This window comes from uncultured Tateyamaria sp. (assembly GCF_947497045.1).
Lineage (GTDB): Bacteria > Pseudomonadota > Alphaproteobacteria > Rhodobacterales > Rhodobacteraceae > Tateyamaria.
On the sequence record NZ_CANMEU010000008.1, the window covers coordinates 72,850 to 94,235 of the forward strand.

The 21,386-nt window shown below is 59.0% G+C and carries 18 protein-coding genes; 10 read left to right on the forward strand and 8 right to left on the reverse strand.

Going from position 1 to position 21,386, the window contains the following annotated elements; translation table 11 throughout:
* Nucleotide 1 precedes the first annotated feature (1 nt).
* Nucleotides 2-451 (forward strand): MarR family transcriptional regulator, encoded by a 450-nt coding sequence (locus Q0859_RS15495; RefSeq protein WP_299152738.1) that lies wholly within the window; start codon nucleotides 2-4, stop codon nucleotides 449-451.
* Here the strand turns inward: Q0859_RS15495 and ubiG are convergent.
* Nucleotides 438-1,196 carry a bifunctional 2-polyprenyl-6-hydroxyphenol methylase/3-demethylubiquinol 3-O-methyltransferase UbiG gene (gene ubiG, locus Q0859_RS15500; RefSeq protein ID WP_299152740.1) on the reverse strand — a complete coding sequence of 253 codons (759 nt, stop codon included), beginning with the start codon at nucleotides 1,194-1,196 and terminating at the stop codon, nucleotides 438-440. The genes Q0859_RS15495 and ubiG overlap by 14 nt on opposite strands.
* Nucleotides 1,197-1,245: 49 nt before the next feature.
* Between ubiG and pip the strand changes: the two genes are divergently transcribed.
* The 6 genes from pip to infB all read left to right on the forward strand — a co-directional run bounded on the left by pip (nucleotide 1,246) and on the right by infB (nucleotide 8,428).
* Nucleotides 1,246-2,217 (forward strand): prolyl aminopeptidase, encoded by a 972-nt coding sequence (gene pip / locus Q0859_RS15505; protein ID WP_299152742.1) that lies wholly within the window; start codon nucleotides 1,246-1,248, stop codon nucleotides 2,215-2,217.
* Entirely contained in the window at nucleotides 2,214-2,981 is a 768-nt protein-coding gene (locus Q0859_RS15510; RefSeq protein WP_299152743.1) for a peptide ABC transporter substrate-binding protein, read from the forward strand. The genes pip and Q0859_RS15510 overlap by 4 nt, the downstream gene beginning before the upstream one ends.
* Nucleotides 2,982-3,109: 128 nt before the next feature.
* Nucleotides 3,110-3,688 (forward strand): ribosome maturation factor RimP, encoded by a 579-nt coding sequence (rimP, locus tag Q0859_RS15515; protein WP_299152745.1) that lies wholly within the window; start codon nucleotides 3,110-3,112, stop codon nucleotides 3,686-3,688.
* Nucleotides 3,688-5,304, forward strand: coding sequence for a transcription termination factor NusA (nusA, locus tag Q0859_RS15520; protein ID WP_299152746.1), 1,617 nt, complete (start codon nucleotides 3,688-3,690; stop codon nucleotides 5,302-5,304). The genes rimP and nusA overlap by 1 nt, the downstream gene beginning before the upstream one ends.
* Nucleotides 5,305-5,326: 22 nt before the next feature.
* Nucleotides 5,327-5,947: an RNA-binding protein gene (locus Q0859_RS15525; protein WP_299152747.1), complete on the forward strand. Its 621-nt coding sequence runs from the start codon at nucleotides 5,327-5,329 to the stop codon at nucleotides 5,945-5,947.
* Between the two features lie 6 nt (nucleotides 5,948-5,953).
* Nucleotides 5,954-8,428 (forward strand): translation initiation factor IF-2, encoded by a 2,475-nt coding sequence (infB, locus tag Q0859_RS15530; protein WP_299152749.1) that lies wholly within the window; start codon nucleotides 5,954-5,956, stop codon nucleotides 8,426-8,428.
* Nucleotides 8,429-8,759: 331 nt separating this feature from the next.
* On the opposite strand, the gene mutT is transcribed toward infB, so the two are convergent.
* From mutT to Q0859_RS15545, 3 genes are read right to left on the reverse strand one after another with little or no spacing between them, the layout of a single operon-like run.
* Entirely contained in the window at nucleotides 8,760-9,158 is a 399-nt protein-coding gene (gene mutT, locus Q0859_RS15535) for an 8-oxo-dGTP diphosphatase MutT (protein WP_299152750.1), read from the reverse strand.
* Nucleotides 9,155-10,372 (reverse strand): bifunctional glutamate N-acetyltransferase/amino-acid acetyltransferase ArgJ, encoded by a 1,218-nt coding sequence (argJ, locus tag Q0859_RS15540; RefSeq protein WP_299152752.1) that lies wholly within the window; start codon nucleotides 10,370-10,372, stop codon nucleotides 9,155-9,157. The genes mutT and argJ overlap by 4 nt, the downstream gene beginning before the upstream one ends.
* A 3-nt stretch (nucleotides 10,373-10,375) precedes the next feature.
* Nucleotides 10,376-11,212, reverse strand: a complete 837-nt coding sequence (locus tag Q0859_RS15545) for a peptidylprolyl isomerase (RefSeq protein WP_299152755.1) — start codon at nucleotides 11,210-11,212, stop codon at nucleotides 10,376-10,378.
* Between the two features lie 179 nt (nucleotides 11,213-11,391).
* On the opposite strand from Q0859_RS15545, the gene secA reads away from it, so the two are divergent.
* The 3 genes from secA to Q0859_RS15560 all read left to right on the forward strand — a co-directional run bounded on the left by secA (nucleotide 11,392) and on the right by Q0859_RS15560 (nucleotide 16,785).
* On the forward strand, nucleotides 11,392-14,091 hold the full coding sequence (secA, locus tag Q0859_RS15550; protein ID WP_299152757.1) for a preprotein translocase subunit SecA: 2,700 nt from the start codon (nucleotides 11,392-11,394) through the stop codon (nucleotides 14,089-14,091).
* A gap of 107 nt (nucleotides 14,092-14,198) precedes the next feature.
* Nucleotides 14,199-15,209 carry a hypothetical protein gene (locus Q0859_RS15555; protein ID WP_299152759.1) on the forward strand — a complete coding sequence of 337 codons (1,011 nt, stop codon included), beginning with the start codon at nucleotides 14,199-14,201 and terminating at the stop codon, nucleotides 15,207-15,209.
* 22 nt (nucleotides 15,210-15,231) lie between these two features.
* Nucleotides 15,232-16,785: a phosphate ABC transporter substrate-binding/OmpA family protein gene (locus Q0859_RS15560; protein WP_299152761.1), complete on the forward strand. Its 1,554-nt coding sequence runs from the start codon at nucleotides 15,232-15,234 to the stop codon at nucleotides 16,783-16,785.
* Here Q0859_RS15560 and radC read toward each other — a convergent pair.
* From radC to dnaK, 4 genes are all read right to left on the reverse strand, one after another.
* Complete coding sequence (radC, locus tag Q0859_RS15565; RefSeq protein WP_299152763.1) at nucleotides 16,782-17,531, reverse strand: DNA repair protein RadC; 750 nt, start codon at nucleotides 17,529-17,531, stop codon at nucleotides 16,782-16,784. The genes Q0859_RS15560 and radC overlap by 4 nt on opposite strands.
* A gap of 23 nt (nucleotides 17,532-17,554) precedes the next feature.
* Nucleotides 17,555-18,091 (reverse strand): GNAT family N-acetyltransferase, encoded by a 537-nt coding sequence (locus Q0859_RS15570; protein ID WP_299152764.1) that lies wholly within the window; start codon nucleotides 18,089-18,091, stop codon nucleotides 17,555-17,557.
* 40 nt (nucleotides 18,092-18,131) lie between these two features.
* Entirely contained in the window at nucleotides 18,132-19,286 is a 1,155-nt protein-coding gene (dnaJ, locus tag Q0859_RS15575; RefSeq protein ID WP_299152766.1) for a molecular chaperone DnaJ, read from the reverse strand.
* A gap of 78 nt (nucleotides 19,287-19,364) precedes the next feature.
* Complete coding sequence (gene dnaK, locus Q0859_RS15580; protein ID WP_299152768.1) at nucleotides 19,365-21,275, reverse strand: molecular chaperone DnaK; 1,911 nt, start codon at nucleotides 21,273-21,275, stop codon at nucleotides 19,365-19,367.
* Between the last annotated feature and the right edge of the window lie 111 nt (nucleotides 21,276-21,386).

Sequence of the window (21,386 nt, forward strand, 5' to 3'; positions counted from 1 at the left end):
AATGAGCACAGAAAAGAACGCATTGGCCATTTCGCTGTTTAGCGAGGTGCTGGCAGCGGATCAGATGGTTCGCAACCGGCTGAGCCGGGTTTTGCCCAAAGGCATGGAGATCTCGCATTTTTCGGTCCTCAACCACCTGACATGGCATGAGGGCGAACGTAGCCCGGCCCAATTGGCCGAGGCGTTTAACGTGACCCGCGGGGCGATGACCAACACGCTCAATCGGTTGGAGTGGGCAGGGTATATCCATGTGCGCCCGGACTGGGACGATGCGCGCCGCAAGATGGTCGCGATCAGTCCCGCAGGCCGCCGCGCCCATGAACAAGCGCTCAATGCTATCGCGCCCATGGTGGGTGAGGTCATCGACAGTCTTGGAGAGGAGCGCGTGCGTGCAACCCTTCCCATCCTGCGTGAATTGCGGACGCGAATGGGCCCGGTTAAGCCGGAGTAACCTCTGGTTTCAGGCTGGCGGTCACGTAGTTCACGCTCAGATCAGTGTCTGACAGTTTCCACGCCCAAGTCAGCGGGTTGAACACAAACCCCTTTCGATCAACCGGGTTTAATCCTGCATTGCGCATCAGGTCGAATAACTCGTCGGGGGTTATGAACTTGGACCATTCATGCGTCCCTTTGGGCAGCCAGCGCATCACGTGTTCCGCCCCAATGATCGCCATCATGTAGGATTTCGGGTTGCGGTTGATCGTCGAACACACGTGCAGGCCGCCGGGTTTCAACAATTCGCGGCAGGCGGTCAGATAGTTGAGCGGGTCGGCCACATGTTCCACCACCTCCATATTCATTACGATGTCGAACTGTTCGCCTGCGGCGGCCATATCTTCAGCTGTGGTATGACGATAGTCGATCTTGAGGCCTGATTGTTCGGCATGCACTTGCGCCACTGGAATGTTGCGCTCGGCTGCGTCAGCGCCAACGACATCCGCCCCAAGCCGCGCCATTGGTTCGGCAAGCAACCCGCCTCCGCACCCGATGTCGAGGATCCGCAGGTCCGCAAATGGATCGGCCCTTGTCAGGTCGCGATTAAATTCGGCTGCGATCTGGCTGGTGATATAGTCCAGCCGGCAGGGATTCAGCATGTGAAGAGGCTTGAATTTTCCGTTCGGATCCCACCATTCGGCGGCCATCGCTTCGAATTTGGCGATTTCCGAGGGGTCAACGGTGGTTTGATGCGTTTGCATTTTGGTCTCCGTATGCTCATGTGCGTCTTACGCCCTATGTAGGTCAGTAATGGACAAACACAGTGATCAAAAGCGCGCGGTGCAATATCTGTATCCGCCAAGCGACCCCTACGACCAACGGATGTTGGACGTGGGCCAGGGGCATCGTGTCTATGTGGAACAATGCGGCAATCCCAACGGGGTTCCCGTTGTGGTCCTGCATGGTGGCCCGGGCGGTGGGTGCAGCCCGTCGATGCGCCGCTATTTCGACCCGGATTATTACCGCATCATCCTGTTTGATCAGCGCGGCTGTGGCCGTTCGCGCCCGCATGCGTCGGTGATGAACAACACCACATGGCATCTGGTCGATGATATCGAGATGATCCGCCGCACGCTTGAGATTGACGCCTGGATCGTCTTTGGCGGCAGTTGGGGGGCGACCCTGTCCCTTATCTATGCCGAGGCGCACCCGTCTCGTGTGCGGCAGTTGGTGCTGCGTGGCGTGTTCCTGATGACCCAATCCGAGCTTGATTGGTTTTATGGTGGCGGTGCGGGCAAGTTCTGGCCCGAGGTCTGGGCGCGCTTTGTCGCCCTTGTTCCCGAAGATGAGCGTGGCGATTTGATCAGGGCCTATCATCGACGACTGTTTTCCGGGGACATTGCGCAAGAAACCCGCTTTGCCCGTGCGTGGTCGGCTTGGGAAAACGCGCTGGCTTCGATTCATTCGACAGGCACCGGGGGTGAGGCCCCCGGCGACTACGCCCGCGCCTTTGCCCGGCTTGAGAATCACTATTTCACGAATGCCGGTTTCCTTGAATTTGATGGTCAGATTCTTGCCCATATCGGGCGGATCAAACATATTCCGGGCACCATCGTGCAGGGTCGCTATGATATGATCTGCCCGCCGGACAGTGCCTATGCACTGGCGCAGGCTTGGCCGCTGGGTGAGTTGAAGATGGTGCGCAACGCAGGCCATGCCTTGTCCGAGCCGGGCATTTCGGCTGAACTGGTGCGCACCATGGACAGGATTGCAGGCAAATGACCCGCTTTGACCGCCGCGCACTCTTTGCCACAGGGGCTGCGGCTGCTTTGCTTGCCGCAACGGGTGCCTCTGCAACCCCAAAGCAGGGTGGGCGCTTGCGGGCAGCATTGTCGGATGCGTTGTTTGATCGGGCGGTTGCGGCGACGGTCTTTGACAATTTGACCGAGATTGCGGCGGACGGCACGTTGCGTGGTGAATTGGCAACCGAATGGGTGTCCGATGCCTCAGCGCAACGATGGGAGTTTGCGTTGCGTGAGGATGTGTCGTTTCACGATGGCGCAGTGTTTGACGCCAGCACTGTGACCCTGCCGATGCAGGTCGATATCATAGATCGTCACCGCATCGCGATTACCTTGGACGTTCCCAACCCGAACCTGCCCTACCTGCTGGCCCAGCCTGGTTTCGAAGTGCAGGGTGTGACGGGAACTGGCCTTTATGCGGTGCAGAAACTGGATGCGGGCCGTCATTTCATTGGCCGCCGCGCCGGGCAACACTGGAAACAGGATGCGGGCTGGTTTGATACGGTGGAATTTGTGCGGCTTGGCACAGACAATATTCGCGCCGAGGCGCTGCGTGATGGGCTGGTGGATGTGGCGGATATCGTAGCACTTGATGCCTATGCTGACCCGAAGGATTACGTGACCTTGCCAGGCAGTGACGTGACAACACATATCGCGAATCGCGCACTCGGTATTCCGCTGACGATCGGCACCGCCTGGCCGCTCGACAACCTGCGCATGGCGGAAAGGTGGTGGATGGTCTGACGCCCCTTGCAGACTCACCACCTCTTGCGTATATCCCCCTTAACAGCGGCGCGTCGGGGTCCATACCCAACGCTCCACCGGGAAACACCAACGGGCCGCGCGCCCGTTTTTTTGTGCCTGAAAGTAACATGACCAACGATCTGATCGCCAAAGCCGCTATGGACCGCCGTCTGGCCGAGATCATCACTCCGGTGATTGAGGATCTTGGTTATGAACTGGTGCGCGTGCGGCTGATGAGCGGCAAGGACGAATCAACCCTGCAAATCATGGCTGACAAGCCCGATGGCGGGATCGAGGTCGATGATTGCGCTGCGATTTCGACGGCCGTCAGCGCAACGCTGGATGTTGAGGACCCGATTTTGGATGCCTACACGCTTGAGGTGTCCAGTCCCGGCATTGATCGCCCTCTGACCCGCCTCAAGGACTTTGATGCGTTCGAAGGGTACGAGGCCAAACTGGAAACGGATGAACTGATTGACGGACGCCGCCGCTTCAAGGGCGTGCTGGCAGGCATCGAAGACGACGAAGTGCTGATCAACGTGACCGAGGGCACCATCGGGCTCAAGTTTGACTGGCTGAGTGATGCGAAACTCGTGCTGACGGACGAGCTGATCAAGGAAATGCTGCGCCAACGCAAAGCGGCTGGCGTACTGAAAGAAACTGATTTCGACGAAATACAGACCGAAGGGTCTGGGGAGGACAACTGATGGCCATTACATCTGCAAACCAGCTAGAGCTGTTGCAAACCGCCGAGGCTGTGGCGCGCGAAAAGATGATCGACCCTGCATTGGTCATTGAGGCGATGGAAGAATCCCTCGCCCGCGCGGCCAAGTCCCGCTACGGCGCGGAAATGGACATTCGGGTTTCGATCGACCGCAAGACGGGTCGCGCGACTTTTACCCGCGTGCGCACTGTGGTCGAGGACGAGTTGCTGGAAAACTATCAGGCCGAGTTCACCGTCGAGCAGGCCAAGCAGTACATGGAAAACCCCGAAGTCGGCCAACAGCTGATCGAGGAAGTGCCCCCTGTCGAAATGGGCCGCATCGCTGCCCAATCTGCCAAGCAGGTTATCCTGCAAAAGGTGCGTGAAGCCGAACGGGATCGCCAGTTCGAAGAGTTCAAGGATCGCGCGGGCACCATCATCAACGCGCTGGTCAAACGCGAAGAATATGGCAACGTCATCGTTGATGTGGGTGCGGGCGAGGCGATCCTGCGCCGCAACGAAAAGATTGGCCGCGAATCCTATCGCCCCAATGATCGTATCCGCTGCTACATCAAGGATGTGCGCCGCGAACAGCGTGGCCCTCAGATTTTCCTGAGCCGCACCGCGCCTGAATTCATGGCCGAGCTGTTCAAGATGGAAGTGCCCGAAATCTATGACGGCATCATCGAGATCAAGGCGGTTGCCCGTGACCCCGGTTCGCGTGCCAAGATTGCCGTGATTTCATATGACGGGTCCATCGACCCTGTGGGTGCCTGCGTTGGTATGCGCGGCAGCCGCGTGCAGGCCGTTGTGAACGAATTGCAGGGTGAAAAGATCGACATCATTCCGTGGAATGACGACCAGCCCACGTTCCTTGTGAACGCGCTGCAACCTGCTGAAGTCAGCAAGGTTGTTCTGGACGAAGAGGCGGGCAAGATTGAAGTCGTCGTGCCCGAAGAACAGTTGAGCCTTGCGATTGGTCGTCGTGGTCAGAACGTGCGTCTGGCCAGCCAACTGACGGGTCTTGATATCGATATTATGACAGAGGCCGACGAATCGGCACGCCGTCAGGCCGAGTTCGAGGAACGCACCAAGTTGTTCATGGACAATCTGGACCTCGATGAATTCTTTGCCCAGTTGCTGGTATCCGAAGGGTTCACGAACCTCGAAGAGGTCGCCTATGTCGAGATTGACGAATTGCTCGTCATCGACGGTGTGGACGAAGGCACCGCGCAGGAATTGCAGGCCCGTGCCCGTGATGTGCTTGAAGCGGCGGCCAAAGCGGCCCTTGAAAGTGCCCGTGCGCTTGGTGCCGAAGACAGCCTTATTGATTTTGACGGTCTCACACCCCAAATGATTGAGGCGTTGGCTAAGGACGACGTCAAAACTCTCGAAGATTTTGCGACATGCGCTGACTGGGAACTGGCCGGTGGATGGACCACTGTTGATGGCGAGCGCCACAAGGACGATGGGGTTTTGGAACCCTTCGACGTGTCACTGGAAGAGGCACAGCAACTGGTGATGACCGCGCGGATCATGCTCGGCTGGGTGGATCCCGCGGATCTTGAGGCCGAAACCGAAGAAGAAGACGGTGAAACAACCGAGGAGGCCGAGGCCTGATCTCAGGCCTCGGGGCTTGAACATGGGTCGCGGCGGCGCTTCCAAGGATCGGTCGGATGGACCTGAACGCAAGTGCATTGCCACGGGTGAGGTGCAGCCGAAATATGGTCTGATCCGTTTTGTTGTCGGGCCAGAGGCACAGATTGTGCCCGATATTGCGGGCAAGTTGCCGGGCCGTGGTATCTATGTTGCCGCAGATCGGACCGCGCTGGACAAGGCGGTTGCCAAGAAACTGTTTGCACGGGGGGCCAAGCAACCCGTGCAGGTACCCGAAAACCTGACGGTCGAGGTTGAGCGGCAATTGGCCCGCCGGGTCGTGGACCTGATCGCGCTATCGCGCAAATCAGGTCGGGCGGTCGCGGGGTATGAAAAGGTCAAAGCCTGGCTTCAGATGGAAGAAGCACAGGTGTTGATACAAGCGGTGGATGGCTCGGGTCGTGGCAAGACCAAGTTGAGCACGCCGCATTTCGGATCGTACATCGGGTGGCTGACATCCGATGAGTTGGGTTTGGCGTTCGGTCGCCAAACTGTGATACATGGGGCGCTGGCCTCTGGTGGACTCACGCAACGTGTTGTAGAGGAAGCCAACCGTTTACGCGGTGTGCGTGAAAATACAGAGGCATCGGCCTCTGGGAAGGATTGACGAGCTTTGAGCGATACTGACGGAAAAAAGACATTGGGTCTGCGCAGCGGTGCACGTCCGGGGAATGTGAAACAGAGTTTCAGCCACGGTCGGACCAAGAATGTCGTCGTCGAAACGAAACGCAAGCGGGTCGTGGTGCCCAAACCCGGCGCGGCGAAACCCGCGGCGGCGAGCGGACCGTCCGTGGGCGATCCAAGCCGTCGTCCTGCAGGCATCACCGATGCCGAGATGGACCGCCGGATGAAGGCACTTCAGGCGGCGAAATCGCGTGAGGCCGAAGAGGCCGCACAGCGTGCTGCCGACGAGAAGGCCCGCGAACAAGAACGCGAGCGCCGCCGGGCCGAGATCGAGGCCAAGGAGCGCGAAGAGAAAGAGCGCGAGGAAAGCTTGAAGGCGAAAGCCGAGGAAGATGCGCGCAAGGCCAAGGAAGCCGAGGCTGCTGCTCAGGCGGCTGCTGCCCCCGCGCCTGCGTCCCCAACCAAAGCTGCACCGCGTCAGGCCCAATCGCCTGCTGCGACCCCGCGCAAGAACGAGCGCGAGCGTGATCAACGCAACACCCGTGGCAAGGGCGATGACAACCGCCGCTCGGGCAAGCTGACGCTGAATCAGGCGCTCACGGGTGGCGAAGGTGGCCGCCAGCGATCAATGGCCGCGATGAAGCGCAAGCAGGAACGTGCCCGTCAGAAAGCGATGGGTGGGTCGGTCGAACGTGAAAAGGTCGTGCGCACCGTCAATCTGCCCGAGGCGATTGTGGTGTCCGAGCTGGCCAACCGCATGTCCGAACGGGTCGGCGATGTTGTAAAGTCGCTGATGCAGATGGACATGATGGTCACCCAGAACGAAACCATCGACGCCGACACAGCCGAACTGATCATCGAAGAGTTCGGCCACAAGATCCAACGTGTGTCCGACGCTGATGTTGAGGACGTGATCAAAGAGATCATCGACGACGAAGATGATCTGCAAGATCGCCCACCCGTCATCACCATCATGGGTCACGTTGACCACGGTAAGACATCACTGCTGGATGCGATCCGGGATGCGAAGGTTGTGGCTGGCGAAGCTGGCGGAATCACGCAGCATATCGGGGCCTATCAGGTCAAAACCGAAAGCGGCGCGATGCTGAGCTTCCTCGATACACCCGGTCACGCGGCCTTTACCTCGATGCGCTCACGGGGCGCGCAGGTGACGGATATCGTGGTGCTGGTTGTTGCCGCGGACGATGCGGTGATGCCGCAGACCATCGAGGCGATCAACCACGCCAAGGCGGCCGAAGTGCCCATGATCGTGGCGATCAACAAGATCGACAAACCCGCTGCTGATCCTGACAAGGTGCGCACCGATTTGCTGCAACACGAGGTCATCGTCGAAAAGATGTCGGGTGAAGTGCAGGACGTCGAAGTGTCCGCCATTTCGGGTCAGGGTCTGGACGAATTGCTTGAAGCGATTGCGTTGCAGTCCGAACTGCTTGAGTTGAAAGCCAACCCTGATCGCGCCGCCCAAGGTGCCGTGATCGAGGCGCAGCTTGACGTGGGTCGTGGTCCTGTGGCGACGGTTCTGGTGCAAACCGGGACGCTGCGTCAAGGCGATATCTTTGTTGTGGGCGAGCAGTACGGTAAGGTCCGTGCCCTCATCAACGACAAGGGCGAACGCGTGAAAGAGGCCGGGCCATCCGTTCCGGTAGAGGTTCTGGGCCTGAACGGCACACCCGAAGCGGGCGATGTGCTGAACGTGACCGAAACCGAAGCACAAGCGCGCGAGATTGCCGAGTACCGCGAGAAGGCGGCCAAGGACAAACGCGCGGCGGCTGGTGCGGCAACGACCCTCGAACAGCTTATGGCGAATGCCAAAGCGGACGAGAATGTCAGCGAGCTGCCCATTCTGGTCAAAGCCGATGTGCAGGGTTCTGCCGAGGCGATCGTCCAGGCGATGGAGAAAATCGGCAACGACGAAGTGCGCGTACGTGTGTTGCACTCGGGTGTTGGCGCGATCACCGAGACTGACGTGGGTCTGGCCGAAGCCTCAGGCGCGCCCATCATGGGGTTCAACGTCCGGGCCAACACATCCGCACGCAACACCGCCAATCAGAAGGGCGTGGAAATCCGGTACTATTCGGTGATCTATGACCTCGTGGATGACGTCAAAGCGGCGGCCTCTGGTCTGCTCAGCGCGGAAATCCGCGAAACCTTCATCGGCTATGCCGAGATCAAAGAGGTGTTCAAAGTGTCCAACGTCGGCAAGGTTGCGGGTTGTCTCGTCACCGAAGGCACCGCACGCCGGTCTGCTGGTGTGCGTTTGCTGCGCGACAACGTGGTGATCCACGAAGGTACGCTGAAAACGCTCAAGCGCTTCAAGGATGAAGTGGCCGAGGTGCAGTCAGGCCAGGAATGCGGTATGGCGTTCGAGAACTACGACGACATCCGACCCAAGGATGTGATCGAAATCTTTGAGCGCGAAGAAGTGACACGTACCCTCGCCTAAGGTGCCGGGTATGACGAAATAAAAAAGGGGACGGTGAGCGCCGTCCCCTTTTCTTTTCTGTGCATGTCGTCTTGTGTCAGGCGTGTCGGGATACAGGTCTGCCGGAATATGTTTCGCCGTCCACCTGCACGGTCATACGACCATCAGGCAGGGTCTTGACGAAAATTCCCTGAACCAAAATCGAACTGCCGACAGAAATCGTTCTGAGCATGACTTTCCTCCCCAAAAGAAAGTTGTGATCATAGGTTACCCAAATTGATTACCAAGTCATCAACAATGTCGCATTTTGAGGTGCTTTGCGGCAGATAGCGACGCGTATCCCGCTCAGGCGCTACAGCCAATCCCGCAGCACAGGGATCAATGGGATATCTGCCGCGGGCATCGGATAGGATCGCAAGTCGTTGGGTTTCACCCATTTCAGGGTTTGCCCCTCGCGCGATTGCGGCGCCCCTTCCCATTTGCGGCAGGCAAATAGCGGCATCAAAAGGTGAAAGGTGTCGTAGCTGTGGCTCGCAAAAGTGAGCGGTGCCAGGCAGGATTCCCACGTGTCGATCCCAAGTTCTTCTTGCAACTCACGGATCAACGCGACTTCTGGTGTTTCGCCTGCCTCGACCTTGCCGCCCGGAAACTCCCACAGCCCTGCCATGGATTTCCCTTCGGGGCGTTGGGCCAGCAACACCCGCCCGTCCACATCAATCAGCGCCACCGCCGAAACAAGCACGACGTTCACGACCGGTAATCCGCGTTGATGTCGATGTATCCGTGCGTCAGATCGCAGGTCCAGACCGTTGCGTGCCCGTCGCCCATTCCGCAATCGACGCGAATGCGGATGTGGTCAGACTTCATATGCTTGGCGGCGTCCGCTTCGTTGTAGTTTGGGCTGACCCACCCGTTTTCAGCCACACGCACATCCCCAAACCAGATCGACAGGGTGTCACGATCTGCCGCTGCACCGGATTTGCCGATCGCCATGACCACGCGGCCCCAGTTCGGATCCTCGCCCGCGATGGCGGTCTTGACGAGCGGGGAGTTGGCAATCGACAGCCCATGCGTCTTGGCGTCCGCATCGGTCAGCGTGCCGGTCACTTCGATTTCGACAAACTTGGTCGCCCCTTCGCCGTCCCGTACCACCTGATGGGCGAGGTCCAGCATCACGGTACGCAAGCACCGTTCAAAGCCCGCGTCCGAGGACGCATCCGTGCCACTTGTTCCGGTCGCGGCTACCAATAGGCTGTCAGAGGTCGATGTGTCACTGTCGACTGTGATGCAATTGAATGTCGTGTCCGCCGCGCGAGTCGTCATGGCCTGCAAAGCGTCCTGATCCACCTGCGCATCGGTGAAGATATAGACCAGCATTGTCGCCATATCCGGTGCGATCATCCCGCTGCCCTTGGCGATGCCCGCGATCTGAACCGGTGTGCTGTTCACGGTACAGGTTGCGGTGGCTGCCTTTGCATAGGTGTCTGTTGTCATAATCGCCGCCGCTGCGTCGGCCATGCCCGAGGGTGACAGATGCGCGTTCAGCTCTGATAATTTGTCGGTGATGCGATCAACGGGCAGCGGTTCACCAATGACCCCGGTCGACGCGGTAAAGACAGCCGCCGCAGGCACACCTGTGATCGTGGCTGTGGCGTTCACGATCTCATCAACGGCCTGTTGCCCATTGCGCCCGGTAAAGGCGTTGGCATTGCCCGAATTGACGAGGATCGCGGCACCGCTTGGCAACGGCTTGCCCAGCTTGGTCTGGCAATCAAGGACGGGTGCCGCGCGGGTTGCGGAGCGTGTGAACACGCCCGCAATCGCAGTGCCCGGTGCGCAGACGGCCAGCATCACATCTGTTCGCCCGCTATAACGCACCCCTGCGGCCACGGCTGCAAACCGGACGCCTGAAATGACAGGCAGGTCCGGCAAACCAGCCGGGGCCAATGGCGATGTCTTGCCCACGGATCAGTCCAGCAATGTCAGATCTTTGAGCAATGCGGGGTCAACCCCCTCCGCGCCGCTTTGATCGATCTCGGCATCTGCGGTCAATTCCTCGACATAGGCGTTGACGGTCGCCTCGCGGATTTCGTTTTCCAATTCCTCGCGCACCTCTTCGAGAGTGGGTTGGTCGGGTACGCGGGTTTCGTTCAACACGATGACATGCCAGCCGAATTGGGTTTGCACCGGATCGGACACTTCGCCCGGTTCAAGCGTGATCACTGCGGCTTCAAAGCTTGGGACCATTGCGCCGGTGCCGAACCAGCCCAGCTCACCCCCATTGGGTCCGGACGGGCCGGTCGATTTTTCTTTGGCGGTTTCAGCGAAATCCGCACCGGCGTCGATCTCGGCCTTGACGGCGATGGCTTCTTCCTCGGTTTCAAGCAGGATGTGGGAGGCGTTGTATTCCTCGCCCGGCGTCTCATCCGCAAAGCGTGCATCATAGGTGGCTTGCAGCGCTTCGTCCGTCAATGCGCCCTCGAAAAGTTTCTCCAGCTCTTCACCTGCGGTCAAAGACCGGGTCTCGTTTTCAAGCGAAAGGGTCACACGGCTGGGCAGATCACCCTCATAGGATTGAGCCAAAAGCGTTTGTTGCACCAACTGGTCGAGAATGCCGGTGAACAGGACGTCGTCGGGCAGTTCCTGAAACCGGGGTGGCAGAGTGGCGCGTGCGATTATCATGTGACCAATGGTGATGTCGGTGCCGTTTACGGTGGCGACAACGGTGTTGGCATCTTCGGCGGCGGCGGGCAGTGCCATTGCGGCCAAAAGGCCAAAGGCGGGCAAAGAAAAGAAGGGTTTCATGGTCGTTTGGTCCTTGGACTGGGCACACGACGGGCGCGCGCATTGACACGGTTTGGCGTGACCCTTACATCGCCCTATGGACGCGGCCCGGGCCGGTTTGTTGCCCACCGTATCTATGGGCTTGGCACGCGCCCGGCAAGCAGTTGCTGCACAACATGAATTGATCGCCTGGAGAACGCATGCTCGGTTTCGGAACGCTCGCTAAGAAGGTGTTTGGCACACCCAATGATCGCAAGGTCAAAGCGACCCGCCCATTGGTCGATCAGATCAACGCGCTTGAACCCGAGTTCGAGGCGCTGAGCGATACGGGCCTCAAGGACAAGACCGAAGAATTGGCCACACGCGCCATGGGTGGTGAGAGTCTTGATGATCTGCTGCCCGAGGCCTTTGCCAACTGTCGCGAAGCGGCCAAGCGCGCCCTTGGCCTGCGCGCCTATGACACCCAATTGCTGGGGGCGATCTTTCTGCATCAGGGCAATATTGCCGAACAAAAAACGGGTGAGGGCAAAACCCTCACAGCCACCTTTGCTTGCTACCTCAATGCGCTGACGGGCAAGGGCGTGCATGTGGTCACGGTCAACGACTACCTCGTGCAGCGGGATGGCGAATGGATGGGCAAGGTGTTTGGAGCCTTGGGCCTGACCACCGGCGTCGTCATCTCTGATATGGAAACCGAAGCCAAACGCGCCGCCTATGCGTGTGATGTGACCTATGCCACCAACAACGAACTTGGGTTCGATTATCTGCGCGACAACATGAAACAGTCCATTGGCGACATGCTTCAGCGCGAACATAATTACGCCATCGTGGACGAGGTCGACAGTATCCTGATCGACGAGGCGCGCACACCGCTGGTTATCTCTGGCCCGCTTGCAGATCGGTCCGAGATGTACGTGACCATCGATGCCGTGATCCCCCTGATCACCGAAGAACATTATCTGCTGGACGAAAAGCAGAAGAACGTAACCTTTACCGACGAAGGCAACGAGTTTCTTGAGGTGCAGCTGCGCGAGCGTGGGCTGATCGAGCCTGAGGCGTCCTTGTACGATCCCGAAAGCACGTCGATTGTGCACCACGTGAATCAGGGTCTGCGCGCGCACAAGATGTTCACCAAGGACAAAGACTATATCGTGCGCGATGGTCAGATCGTCCTCATCGACGAATTTACGGGCCGCATGATGGCGGGACGTCGTCTGTCGGATGGTTTGCATCAGGCGATCGAGGCCAAGGAAGGCGTCCAGATCCAGCCCGAGAACCAAACGCTGGCGTCGGTGACGTTCCAGAACTACTTCCGTCTTTACAACAAGCTCGCCGGCATGACCGGGACGGCGGCCACCGAGGCTGAGGAATTTGCCGAAATCTACGGGCTTGGCGTGGTCGAAGTGCCCACCAACAAGCCCATCGCCCGCGTGGACGAAGACGACAAGGTCTATCGGACCGCGCAGGAAAAGTACAAAGCGATGATCGAAGAGATCAAGGTCGCCCACGGCAATGGCCAGCCTGTGCTCGTTGGCACCACCTCCATCGACAAGTCCGAGATGTTTGCGGCCCTGTTGGAGGCCGAGGGTATCAAGCACAACGTCCTGAACGCGCGCCAGCACGAGCAAGAGGCGCAGATCATTGCGGATGCAGGCAAGTTTGGAGCGGTCACGATTGCGACCAACATGGCCGGGCGCGGCACGGACATCCAGCTTGGCGGCAACGTCGAACTGAAGGTGCTCGAGGCGATCACTGCTGATCCCGACGCGGACCCCGAAGCGGTCCGTGCCAAGATCGAGGCCGAGCACGAGGACGAAAAACAGCGCGTGCTGGCCGCCGGTGGCCTTTATGTGATGGCGTCCGAACGTCACGAAAGCCGCCGCATCGACAACCAGTTGCGCGGGCGGTCGGGCCGTCAGGGTGATCCGGGACGCACGTCTTTCTATCTGTCTTTGGAAGATGACCTGATGCGCATCTTTGGGTCGGACCGGCTTGATAAGGTCCTGACCACCCTTGGCCTTGAAGAAGGCGAGGCGATCATCCACCCGTGGGTCAACAAATCGCTTGAGCGGGCACAGGCCAAGGTCGAGGGCCGCAACTTTGATATCCGCAAGCAGCTGTTGAAGTTTGACGATGTGATGAATGACCAGCGGAAGGTCGTGTTCAGCCAGCGCCGCGAGATTATGGAAGCTGAAGATCTGCAAGAGATCACGTCGGATATGCGCGATGAGGTCGTTGATGATCTGATTGACCAGTACATGCCCCAAGGCAGCTATGCGGATCAGTGGGACACCCCAGGGCTGCACGCCGCGGTGGTCGAGCAGATGGGTGTTGATGCACCGGTTGTGGCCTGGGGTGAAGAAGAAGGCGTGGATGATGAGCAGGTGCGTGAGCGTCTGATCGAAGCCAGCGACGCCCTTATGGCCCAAAAGACCGAAGCGTTCGGTGCCGAGAACATGCGCAACATTGAAAAGCAGCTGTTGTTGCAGGCCATTGATGGAAAGTGGCGCGAACACTTGCTGACGCTCGAACATCTCCGCTCTGTTGTTGGGTTCCGGGGCTATGCGCAACGTGATCCGCTGAACGAATACAAGAACGAGGCGTTCCAGCTGTTTGAAACGATGCTGGACAGCTTGCGCACCGAAGTGACCCAAAAGCTGTCGCAGATTCGCCCTCTTACCGAAGAGGAACGCCAAGAGATGTTGGCCGAAATCGCAGGGCAGCAGCAAGAGGTCGTGGACGCGGCCGAAGAAAACGCACAGCCTGCTCCCACGGCCGAAGCCATCGCAAATGGCTTTGATGAGGCGGATCCGGCGACGTGGGGCAATCCCGGTCGCAATGAGGCGTGCCCGTGTGGGTCAGGCAAGAAGTTCAAACATTGTCACGGGCGGCTGTCCTAAGCCGTCTGCCCTATTCCTGCCCCAAAGACTCCGCAGCCCGGTCATAACCCGGCCCCTTTGGTGTGCGATTTCCTTCTGATCCAATCCGGGGAAGGGACATGGGACAAATGCAGCATATGAAAGAGATCGTCACCGCTGTTGGCACGTTGGCCATCGCTGTCGGCATCGGTTTCGTCATGCAAAGCAGCGACACCGCAAAGGACCTTTATGGCGCGCAAAGCCGTCCGGTCTCTGTGCTGGAAGTGTTGCCAAAGGCAAAGGGCCTTGGTGACAGTGTCAGCGCAGACGTGTTGATGCAGGTGCAGGAAATCGAACTGACATCGGCGACCGATAGCGTTGCTGTGTCGGTGCCTAACGGTGAAGCCGTCGTCGAGCGTGTATCAGCCCCCTCAACCGCGGATGTCGTGACCGAACCGGATACAATGCCGCTCGGCCAGTCTTGCGACATCACCGCAACGGCGGAGCCTATCGCGGGGGCGATGGTCAACCTGTCGCTGGCGGCGCCTTGCGCGATAAATGAACGGCTGACTGTCCACCACAATGGCATGATGTTCACCGAGACCACGGATCAGGCGGGCAATCTGACCGTCACTGTCCCGGCTTTGGCCGAACAGGCCGTCTTTATCATGGCCTTTTCGAATGGGGACGGGGCCGTTGCCCAAACCACTGTTGCGGATATTGCCGAATATGATCGTGTCGCATTGCAATGGCGTGGCCAGATCGGATTTGAACTGCACGCCCGCGAGTTTGGTGCAGATTACGGACAGCCCGGACATGTGTGGTCCGGTGCCGAGCAAAATGTGGTCGGTCTGACCACCGGCGATAACGGCTTCATCATGCAGATGGGCGACACGTTGGCACCCGAGCCGTTGATGGCGGAAATCTACAGCTTCGCCAGCGGCATGACCCCACGTGACGGCACCATTGATCTGAGTGTCGAGGCTGAAGTGACCCAGAACAACTGCGGTGTCGAAATCGAGGCACAGTCGCTTGAGATGATGCAAGGCGGGCAGATGAAAACCAAAGTGCTGACGCTGGCAGTGCCGGATTGTGACGCAGTTGGTAGTTTTCTGGTGTTGAACAATCTTGTCTCAGACCTGAAAGTCGCCAGCAACTGACCGTTGCGAAAAAGGGCACTTTATGGCTTGGGCACGTGCGGCGATTTTCGCCGCACTTTCACTTTTGGGCACTGCATTGTCCGCACAGGATGTGACGCTGACCTCGCCTGACGGTGAGGTCGAAATCAGTGGCACACTTTTGGGCTTTGACGGCGAATTCTACCGGGTTGAGACCATCTATGGTGAATTGACGGTCGATGGGTCCGGGGTACTGTGCGAAGGGCCTGCGTGCCCCAACTTGCAGGATTTTGTTGCTGAGATCAGCATTTCCGGCTCCGCGACAATGGGGTCCGTGTTGTTGCCTGCGCTGATCGAAGGGTTCGCGCTGCGCAACGACTATGTGGCGACCCGCGAAACGGTCGATTCCTCGAATTTTGTCTATGAGCTGCGCGATATGGCGACGGACAAGCCCGTGGCGTTGTTCTTTTTCCACGTGTCCACGACGGATGAAGGGTTTGCCGACCTGATTGCCAATGATGCTGACATCGTGATGGCCTTGCGTGAAATCCGCCCGGAGGAACGCCAGCGCGCCCGTGATGCTGGCATGGGCGACATGACGGACGCCAATCGCAGTCGTGTGCTGGCCCTCGATGCAATGGTGCCGATCGTAGCCCCGTCAAACCCGGTCAATCAAATCTCGCCCCAGGCACTGGCGCAGGTGTTCGCCGGGCGGATCACCAACTGGGCTACCTTGGGCGGTGCTGATGCGGATATCACCTTGCATTTGCCGAACGCGCGCGCGGGTCTGGGCCAATCCATTGAGGATCAGGTGATGGGGCCGGGTCGTTTGGACTTTGCCGAAGGGATCGTGCGCCATGACCGTCCGGGCGATGTTGTGGGGGCGGTTCTGGATGATCCGTTTGCGTTGGGCATTGCCAGCTATGCCGAAACCGGGGACAGCCGAACGCTGACTTTGACGGGGGCGTGCGGGTATTCGTTGCGGGCAGAACGGGGCACGATCAAAACCGAGGACTATCCGCTGACCGCGCCGATGTTCCTTTATATCCCGGCCCGCCGGTTGCCAAAAGTAGCCCGTGAATTTCTGGCCTATACGCGTGGGGCCTCTGCGCAGATCGTGATCCGCCGCGCCGGTTTTGTGGATCAGGCCCCCGAAGAGGTGTCGATCAACGATCAGGGCTATCGCTTTGCGAATGCGGTGGTTTCCGCTGGCCCCGAGGTCACGCTGGAGGAATTGCAGCGCATGACACTCACGCTTTACGGCATGTCGCGCCTGACCACGTCCTTTCGGTTCGAGGCGGGATCGGTACGGCTGGATGCGCAATCACGCTCGAACGTCCAGCAACTGGCCCGTGCCCTTGAGCAAGGCAAGTACGACGCGCGCGAGATGCTGCTGGTGGGGTTCAGTGATGGGGATGGGCCTGCCGCCGCCAACCGTGACATCGCGTTGCGCCGGGCCGAAGCGACGAAACGAGCCATCGTACAGGCAGCTGAAACGGTGAACCTTGATCGCGTCCAGATGAGTGTGGATGCGTTCGGAGAAGCGCTGCCCATGGCCTGCGACGACAGTGCGTGGGGTCGTCAGGCCAACCGCCGGGTCGAGGTTTGGGTGCGCTAAAGATAACCCGCTGACTTGAAGCTGAGTTCGCGCGATTTTCCGACAATCAGGTGGTCGTGCAGCGTGAGGCCAAGAGCGTTACATGCGTTTTCGACCTTCGAGGTCATGTCGATATCCGATTGGCTGGGCGTGGGGTCGCCCGAGGGGTGGTTGTGCACGAGGATGATGGCGGATGCGTTGAGTTCCAGCGCCCGCTTTGCCACCTCACGGGGGTAGACGGGCACATGATCAACGGTGCCTTTGCCCTGTTCCTCATCTGCGATCAACACGTTCTTGCGGTCGAGAAACAGGATCCGAAATTGTTCGGTTTCGCGATGTGCCATGGTAGTATGGCAGTAATCGACCAGCGCATCCCAGCTTGAAATAACGTGTTGGTTCAACACCTTGGCGCGTGCGAGCCGCTGTGCCGCTGCCTCGACAACCTTGAGTTCGACGATCACCGCATCCCCAACCCCCTTGAATGCGCGCAGCCGTTCAACTGGTGCGGACAGGATCCTGTTGAAGTCCCCGAATTCAGCAATCAGGCGATGGGCGAGCGGTTTGACATCCTGGCGTGGAATGGCGCGAAACAGCACAAGTTCAAGCAACTCATAATCTGGCATCGCGTTCCCGCCACCGTCCATAAACCGTGTGCGTAACCGCTTGCGATGGTCCGCCATGTAGGACGGCGTACGCCCCGTGGGCATTGGAACCGGGGTGGCCTCGTCAAAGTCGAAAGGCAGTGGTTGTTCGGCAAACTGGGTCATGCGGAGATCATGCCGACGGGTGGTTAGGGAAGTGTTAAAATCAACGCCGAGGCGTCTGGGCGCTGCATCACGAACGCCGCCTCCTTCACCCCATCGGTGACTTCGAATCCTGCAAACGTAAAGCCGAGCCTTTCTGCTAACGCGCGTGATGGGGTGTTGCGCACATCAGCCCATATCTTGATGCAATCAATCGGGGTTGCCGTAAACATGTGTGCAATGGCGAGGGTTGTGGCGCGGGTGGCGTGACCCATTCCTTGCGCGTCACATGCGAGGGTGATGCCAAGTTCGGCCTCGGTGCTATCGGCAGACAGATGCCACCCCATATCGCCCAACAGGATGTCCGTTGTCGTGTCTGCCACGGCAATCTGCGTCCAATGTCCGGGTTGGATCAATGGCGTCATGGTCTGCATCGCGCCCAAGAATCCCTGCGCACGTACATCATCCATCGTATCCCAACTCTGGAATTTCGAAACCTCTGGATCGCCCCGATAGGTTTGGAACACGCGCAGATCGTCGGGATGCAGGCGGCGCAGCGTGGTGGTGTCAAAGGTCAGGCGCATGGCCGCAGGGTGAGCGATAAGGCCCACCCCGCGCAAGTGTTTAGCCCTTCATCGAATCCCAGAATGATTTGACCGAGGAAAAGAAGCTGGAAGATTCGGGGTTGTTCTCTTCGGACAGATCCGCGAACTCACGCAGCAATTCCTTTTGACGTGATGTCAGGTTCACGGGCGTTTCGACCGCAAGTTCGATGAACATGTCACCCGGTGCACCGCCGCGCAGGGCAGGCATGCCCTTTGAGCGGAGACGCATTTGGCGGCCCGATTGTGATCCGGCAGGGATTTGTACGCGACCTCGTCCACCGTCGATTGTCGGCACTTCAATCGACCCGCCAAGGGCCGCGGTGCCCATTGAGACGGGGACCCGGCAGAACAGATTGGTGCCATCACGCTCGAACAGTTTGTGATCGCTGACCTCGATAAAGATATAGAGGTCGCCGGTTGGTCCGCCGCGCATACCGGCTTCGCCTTCGCCGGCGAGACGGATGCGGGTGCCGGTTTCGACACCTGCGGGGATGTTGACGGACAGTGCGCGGTCTTTTTCTACGCGGCCCGCACCCGAACATACCTTGCATGGGTTCTTGATGATCTGACCGATGCCGGAACAGGTGGGGCAGGTGCGCTCCACCGTAAAGAAACCTTGTTGGGCGCGGACCTTGCCCATGCCGGAACAGGTCGGGCATGTTGTCGGCTCGGACCCGCCCTCGGCACCCGAGCCGTTGCAAGTGTCGCAACTGATCGAGGTGGGGACGTTGATGGTTTTCTGCATGCCCGCGAAGGCATCTTCGAGCGAGATGCGCAGGTTGTAGCGCAGGTCGGATCCACGTGCCGCGCGACGCCCCCCGCCGCCACGTTGGCCGCCTGCGAAATCGCCGAACAGATCGTCAAAAATGTCGGAAAAGGCCGATCCCATATCCGGGTGACCGCCGCCAAAGCCGCCGCCGGGGCGTCCGCCACCACCACCCATGCCACCCTCGAACGCCGCGTGGCCAAACCGATCGTAGGCAGCCTTCTTGTCGGCATCCTTGAGGACTTCATAGGCCTCGTTGGCTTCCTTGAACTGGGTTTCGGCGTTGGGATTGTCGATGTTGCGGTCCGGGTGCAACTCTTTGGCTTTGGTGCGATAGCCTTTCTTGATCTCGTCCGCGCTCGCGCCCTTAGAGACGCCAAGCACCTCGTAATAGTCACGTTTTGCCATCGATCATGTCCTTTGCTGGAACGTCTGAGGCCGGCCTGAGCGGGCCGGCCTCGTGATTGGTTCCTGAGGCGCGCAAGATTACGCGCGCTTGTCGTCGTCCAGATTTTCGAACTCGGCATCGACGATATCATCGTCGTCACCGCGAGGCTCATCTGCGGCTGCTGGCTCTTCTTCGCCGTCTTCCTGTGCAGATTTGTAGATCGCCTCGCCCAGTTTCATGGCCGCTTCGGTCACGTTCTGGATGCCGGATTTGATCTTGTCGGCATTGTCGGTCTCCAGATCGTCCTTGAGTGCGGCAATGGCCAGTTCGATCGCTTCGATGGTCGTTGGATCGACCTTGTCGCTGTGCTCTTCCATCGATTTTTCGGTCGAGTGGATAAGGCTCTCTGCCTGGTTCTTGGCTTCGATCAGCTCGCGACGTTCCTTGTCCGCTTCGGCGTTGTCTTCGGCGTCCTTGACCATCTGGTCGATGTCCGCATCCGACAGACCACCCGAGGCCTGGATCGTGATCTGCTGTTCCTTGCCAGTGCCCTTGTCCTTGGCGCCGACGGACACGATGCCGTTGGCGTCGATGTCGAAGGTCACCTCGATCTGGGGCATGCCACGGGGTGCAGGTGGGATATTTTCAAGGTTGAAGGCTCCGAGGATCTTGTTGTCGGACGCCATTTCACGCTCACCCTGGAAGACCCGGATGGTGACCGCGTTCTGATTATCTTCGGCGGTCGAGAAAATCTGCGACTTCTTCGTCGGGATCGTGGTGTTGCGGTCGATCAGGCGTGTGAACACCCCACCGAGCGTTTCGATCCCAAGCGACAGTGGCGTCACGTCGAGCAGGACCACGTCCTTGACGTCACCTTGCAGAACACCGGCCTGAATGGCGGCACCCATCGCAACGACTTCGTCAGGGTTCACACCCTTGTGGGGCTCTTTGCCGAAGAATTTAGTCACTTCCTCGACCACGCGCGGCATGCGGGTCATACCACCGACCAACACGACTTCGTCGATGTCGGACGCGGACAAACCAGCGTCTTTCAACGCAGCGGCACAGGGTTTCATCGAGGCCTTGATCAGATCACCGACCAGCGATTCCAGCTTGGCACGGGTCAGCTTCATAACCATGTGCAGCGGCTGGCCGTTGGACCCCATCGAGATGAAGGGTTGGTTGATCTCGGTCTGGCTGGACGAGGACAGCTCGATCTTGGCCTTTTCGGCGGCTTCCTTGAGGCGTTGCAGCGCCATCTTGTCGGCAGTCAGATCAACAGCGTGTTCCTTTTTGAACTCGTCCGCGAGGTAGTTCACGATACGCATGTCAAAATCTTCACCACCGAGGAATGTGTCGCCGTTGGTGGATTTGACTTCGAACAGGCCATCGTCGATTTCGAGGATGGTCACGTCGAATGTACCGCCGCCAAGGTCATAGACTGCGATGGTTTGCGAGTTTTCCTTGTCGAGGCCGTAGGCCAACGCGGCAGCTGTCGGTTCGTTGATGATCCGCAGCACTTCGAGACCGGCAATCTTGCCCGCGTCCTTGGTCGCCTGACGCTGTGCGTCATTGAAATAGGCGGGCACGGTGATAACGGCCTGCGTCACGTCTTCGCCGAGATAGCTTTCTGCTGTCTCTTTCATCTTGCCCAGGATGAAGGCCGAGATCTGGCTGGGCGAGTATTTTTCGCCGCGCGCTTCGACCCAAGCGTCGCCATTGCCGCCATCAATCACGTTGAATGGCAGGTTCTTCTTGTCCTTGGCCAGATCCGCATCGTCGTTGCGACGACCCACAAGGCGCTTCACACCAAAGATCGTGTTGTCGGGGTTTGTGACCGCTTGCCGTTTGGCCGGCTGGCCGACGAGCCGCTCATTCTCAGTGAAGGCGACAATCGACGGAGTGGTCCGAGCGCCTTCGGCGTTTTCGATCACGCGGGGTTGGCTGCCGTCCATGATCGCGATGCAGCTGTTTGTAGTTCCTAGGTCAATACCAATGACTTTGGCCATGTTTTCGATCCCTCATATCAGTTCAAGGCGATGACACGAGGCGGCGACCCGTTTCGGCATCGACGCCACGCTTGAGATTGCGCAAGGGGTCTTGCGCGCTGAGGCGTATAT

Coding starts and splice junctions, on each gene's coding strand:
- Q0859_RS15510 (WP_299152743.1), top strand. CDS start 2,214: ATGACCCGCTTTGACCGCCGCGCACTCTTTGCCACAGGGGCTGCGGCT.
- dnaK (WP_299152768.1), bottom strand. CDS start 21,275: ATGGCCAAAGTCATTGGTATTGACCTAGGAACTACAAACAGCTGCATC.
- radC (WP_299152763.1), bottom strand. CDS start 17,531: ATGACCCAGTTTGCCGAACAACCACTGCCTTTCGACTTTGACGAGGCC.
- rimP (WP_299152745.1), top strand. CDS start 3,110: ATGACCAACGATCTGATCGCCAAAGCCGCTATGGACCGCCGTCTGGCC.
- nusA (WP_299152746.1), top strand. CDS start 3,688: ATGGCCATTACATCTGCAAACCAGCTAGAGCTGTTGCAAACCGCCGAG.
- Q0859_RS15555 (WP_299152759.1), top strand. CDS start 14,199: ATGCAGCATATGAAAGAGATCGTCACCGCTGTTGGCACGTTGGCCATC.
- Q0859_RS15570 (WP_299152764.1), bottom strand. CDS start 18,091: ATGCGCCTGACCTTTGACACCACCACGCTGCGCCGCCTGCATCCCGAC.
- ubiG (WP_299152740.1), bottom strand. CDS start 1,196: ATGCAAACGCATCAAACCACCGTTGACCCCTCGGAAATCGCCAAATTC.
- Q0859_RS15545 (WP_299152755.1), bottom strand. CDS start 11,212: ATGAAACCCTTCTTTTCTTTGCCCGCCTTTGGCCTTTTGGCCGCAATG.
- pip (WP_299152742.1), top strand. CDS start 1,246: ATGGACAAACACAGTGATCAAAAGCGCGCGGTGCAATATCTGTATCCG.
- dnaJ (WP_299152766.1), bottom strand. CDS start 19,286: ATGGCAAAACGTGACTATTACGAGGTGCTTGGCGTCTCTAAGGGCGCG.
- Q0859_RS15560 (WP_299152761.1), top strand. CDS start 15,232: ATGGCTTGGGCACGTGCGGCGATTTTCGCCGCACTTTCACTTTTGGGC.
- Q0859_RS15525 (WP_299152747.1), top strand. CDS start 5,327: ATGGGTCGCGGCGGCGCTTCCAAGGATCGGTCGGATGGACCTGAACGC.
- Q0859_RS15495 (WP_299152738.1), top strand. CDS start 2: ATGAGCACAGAAAAGAACGCATTGGCCATTTCGCTGTTTAGCGAGGTG.
- secA (WP_299152757.1), top strand. CDS start 11,392: ATGCTCGGTTTCGGAACGCTCGCTAAGAAGGTGTTTGGCACACCCAAT.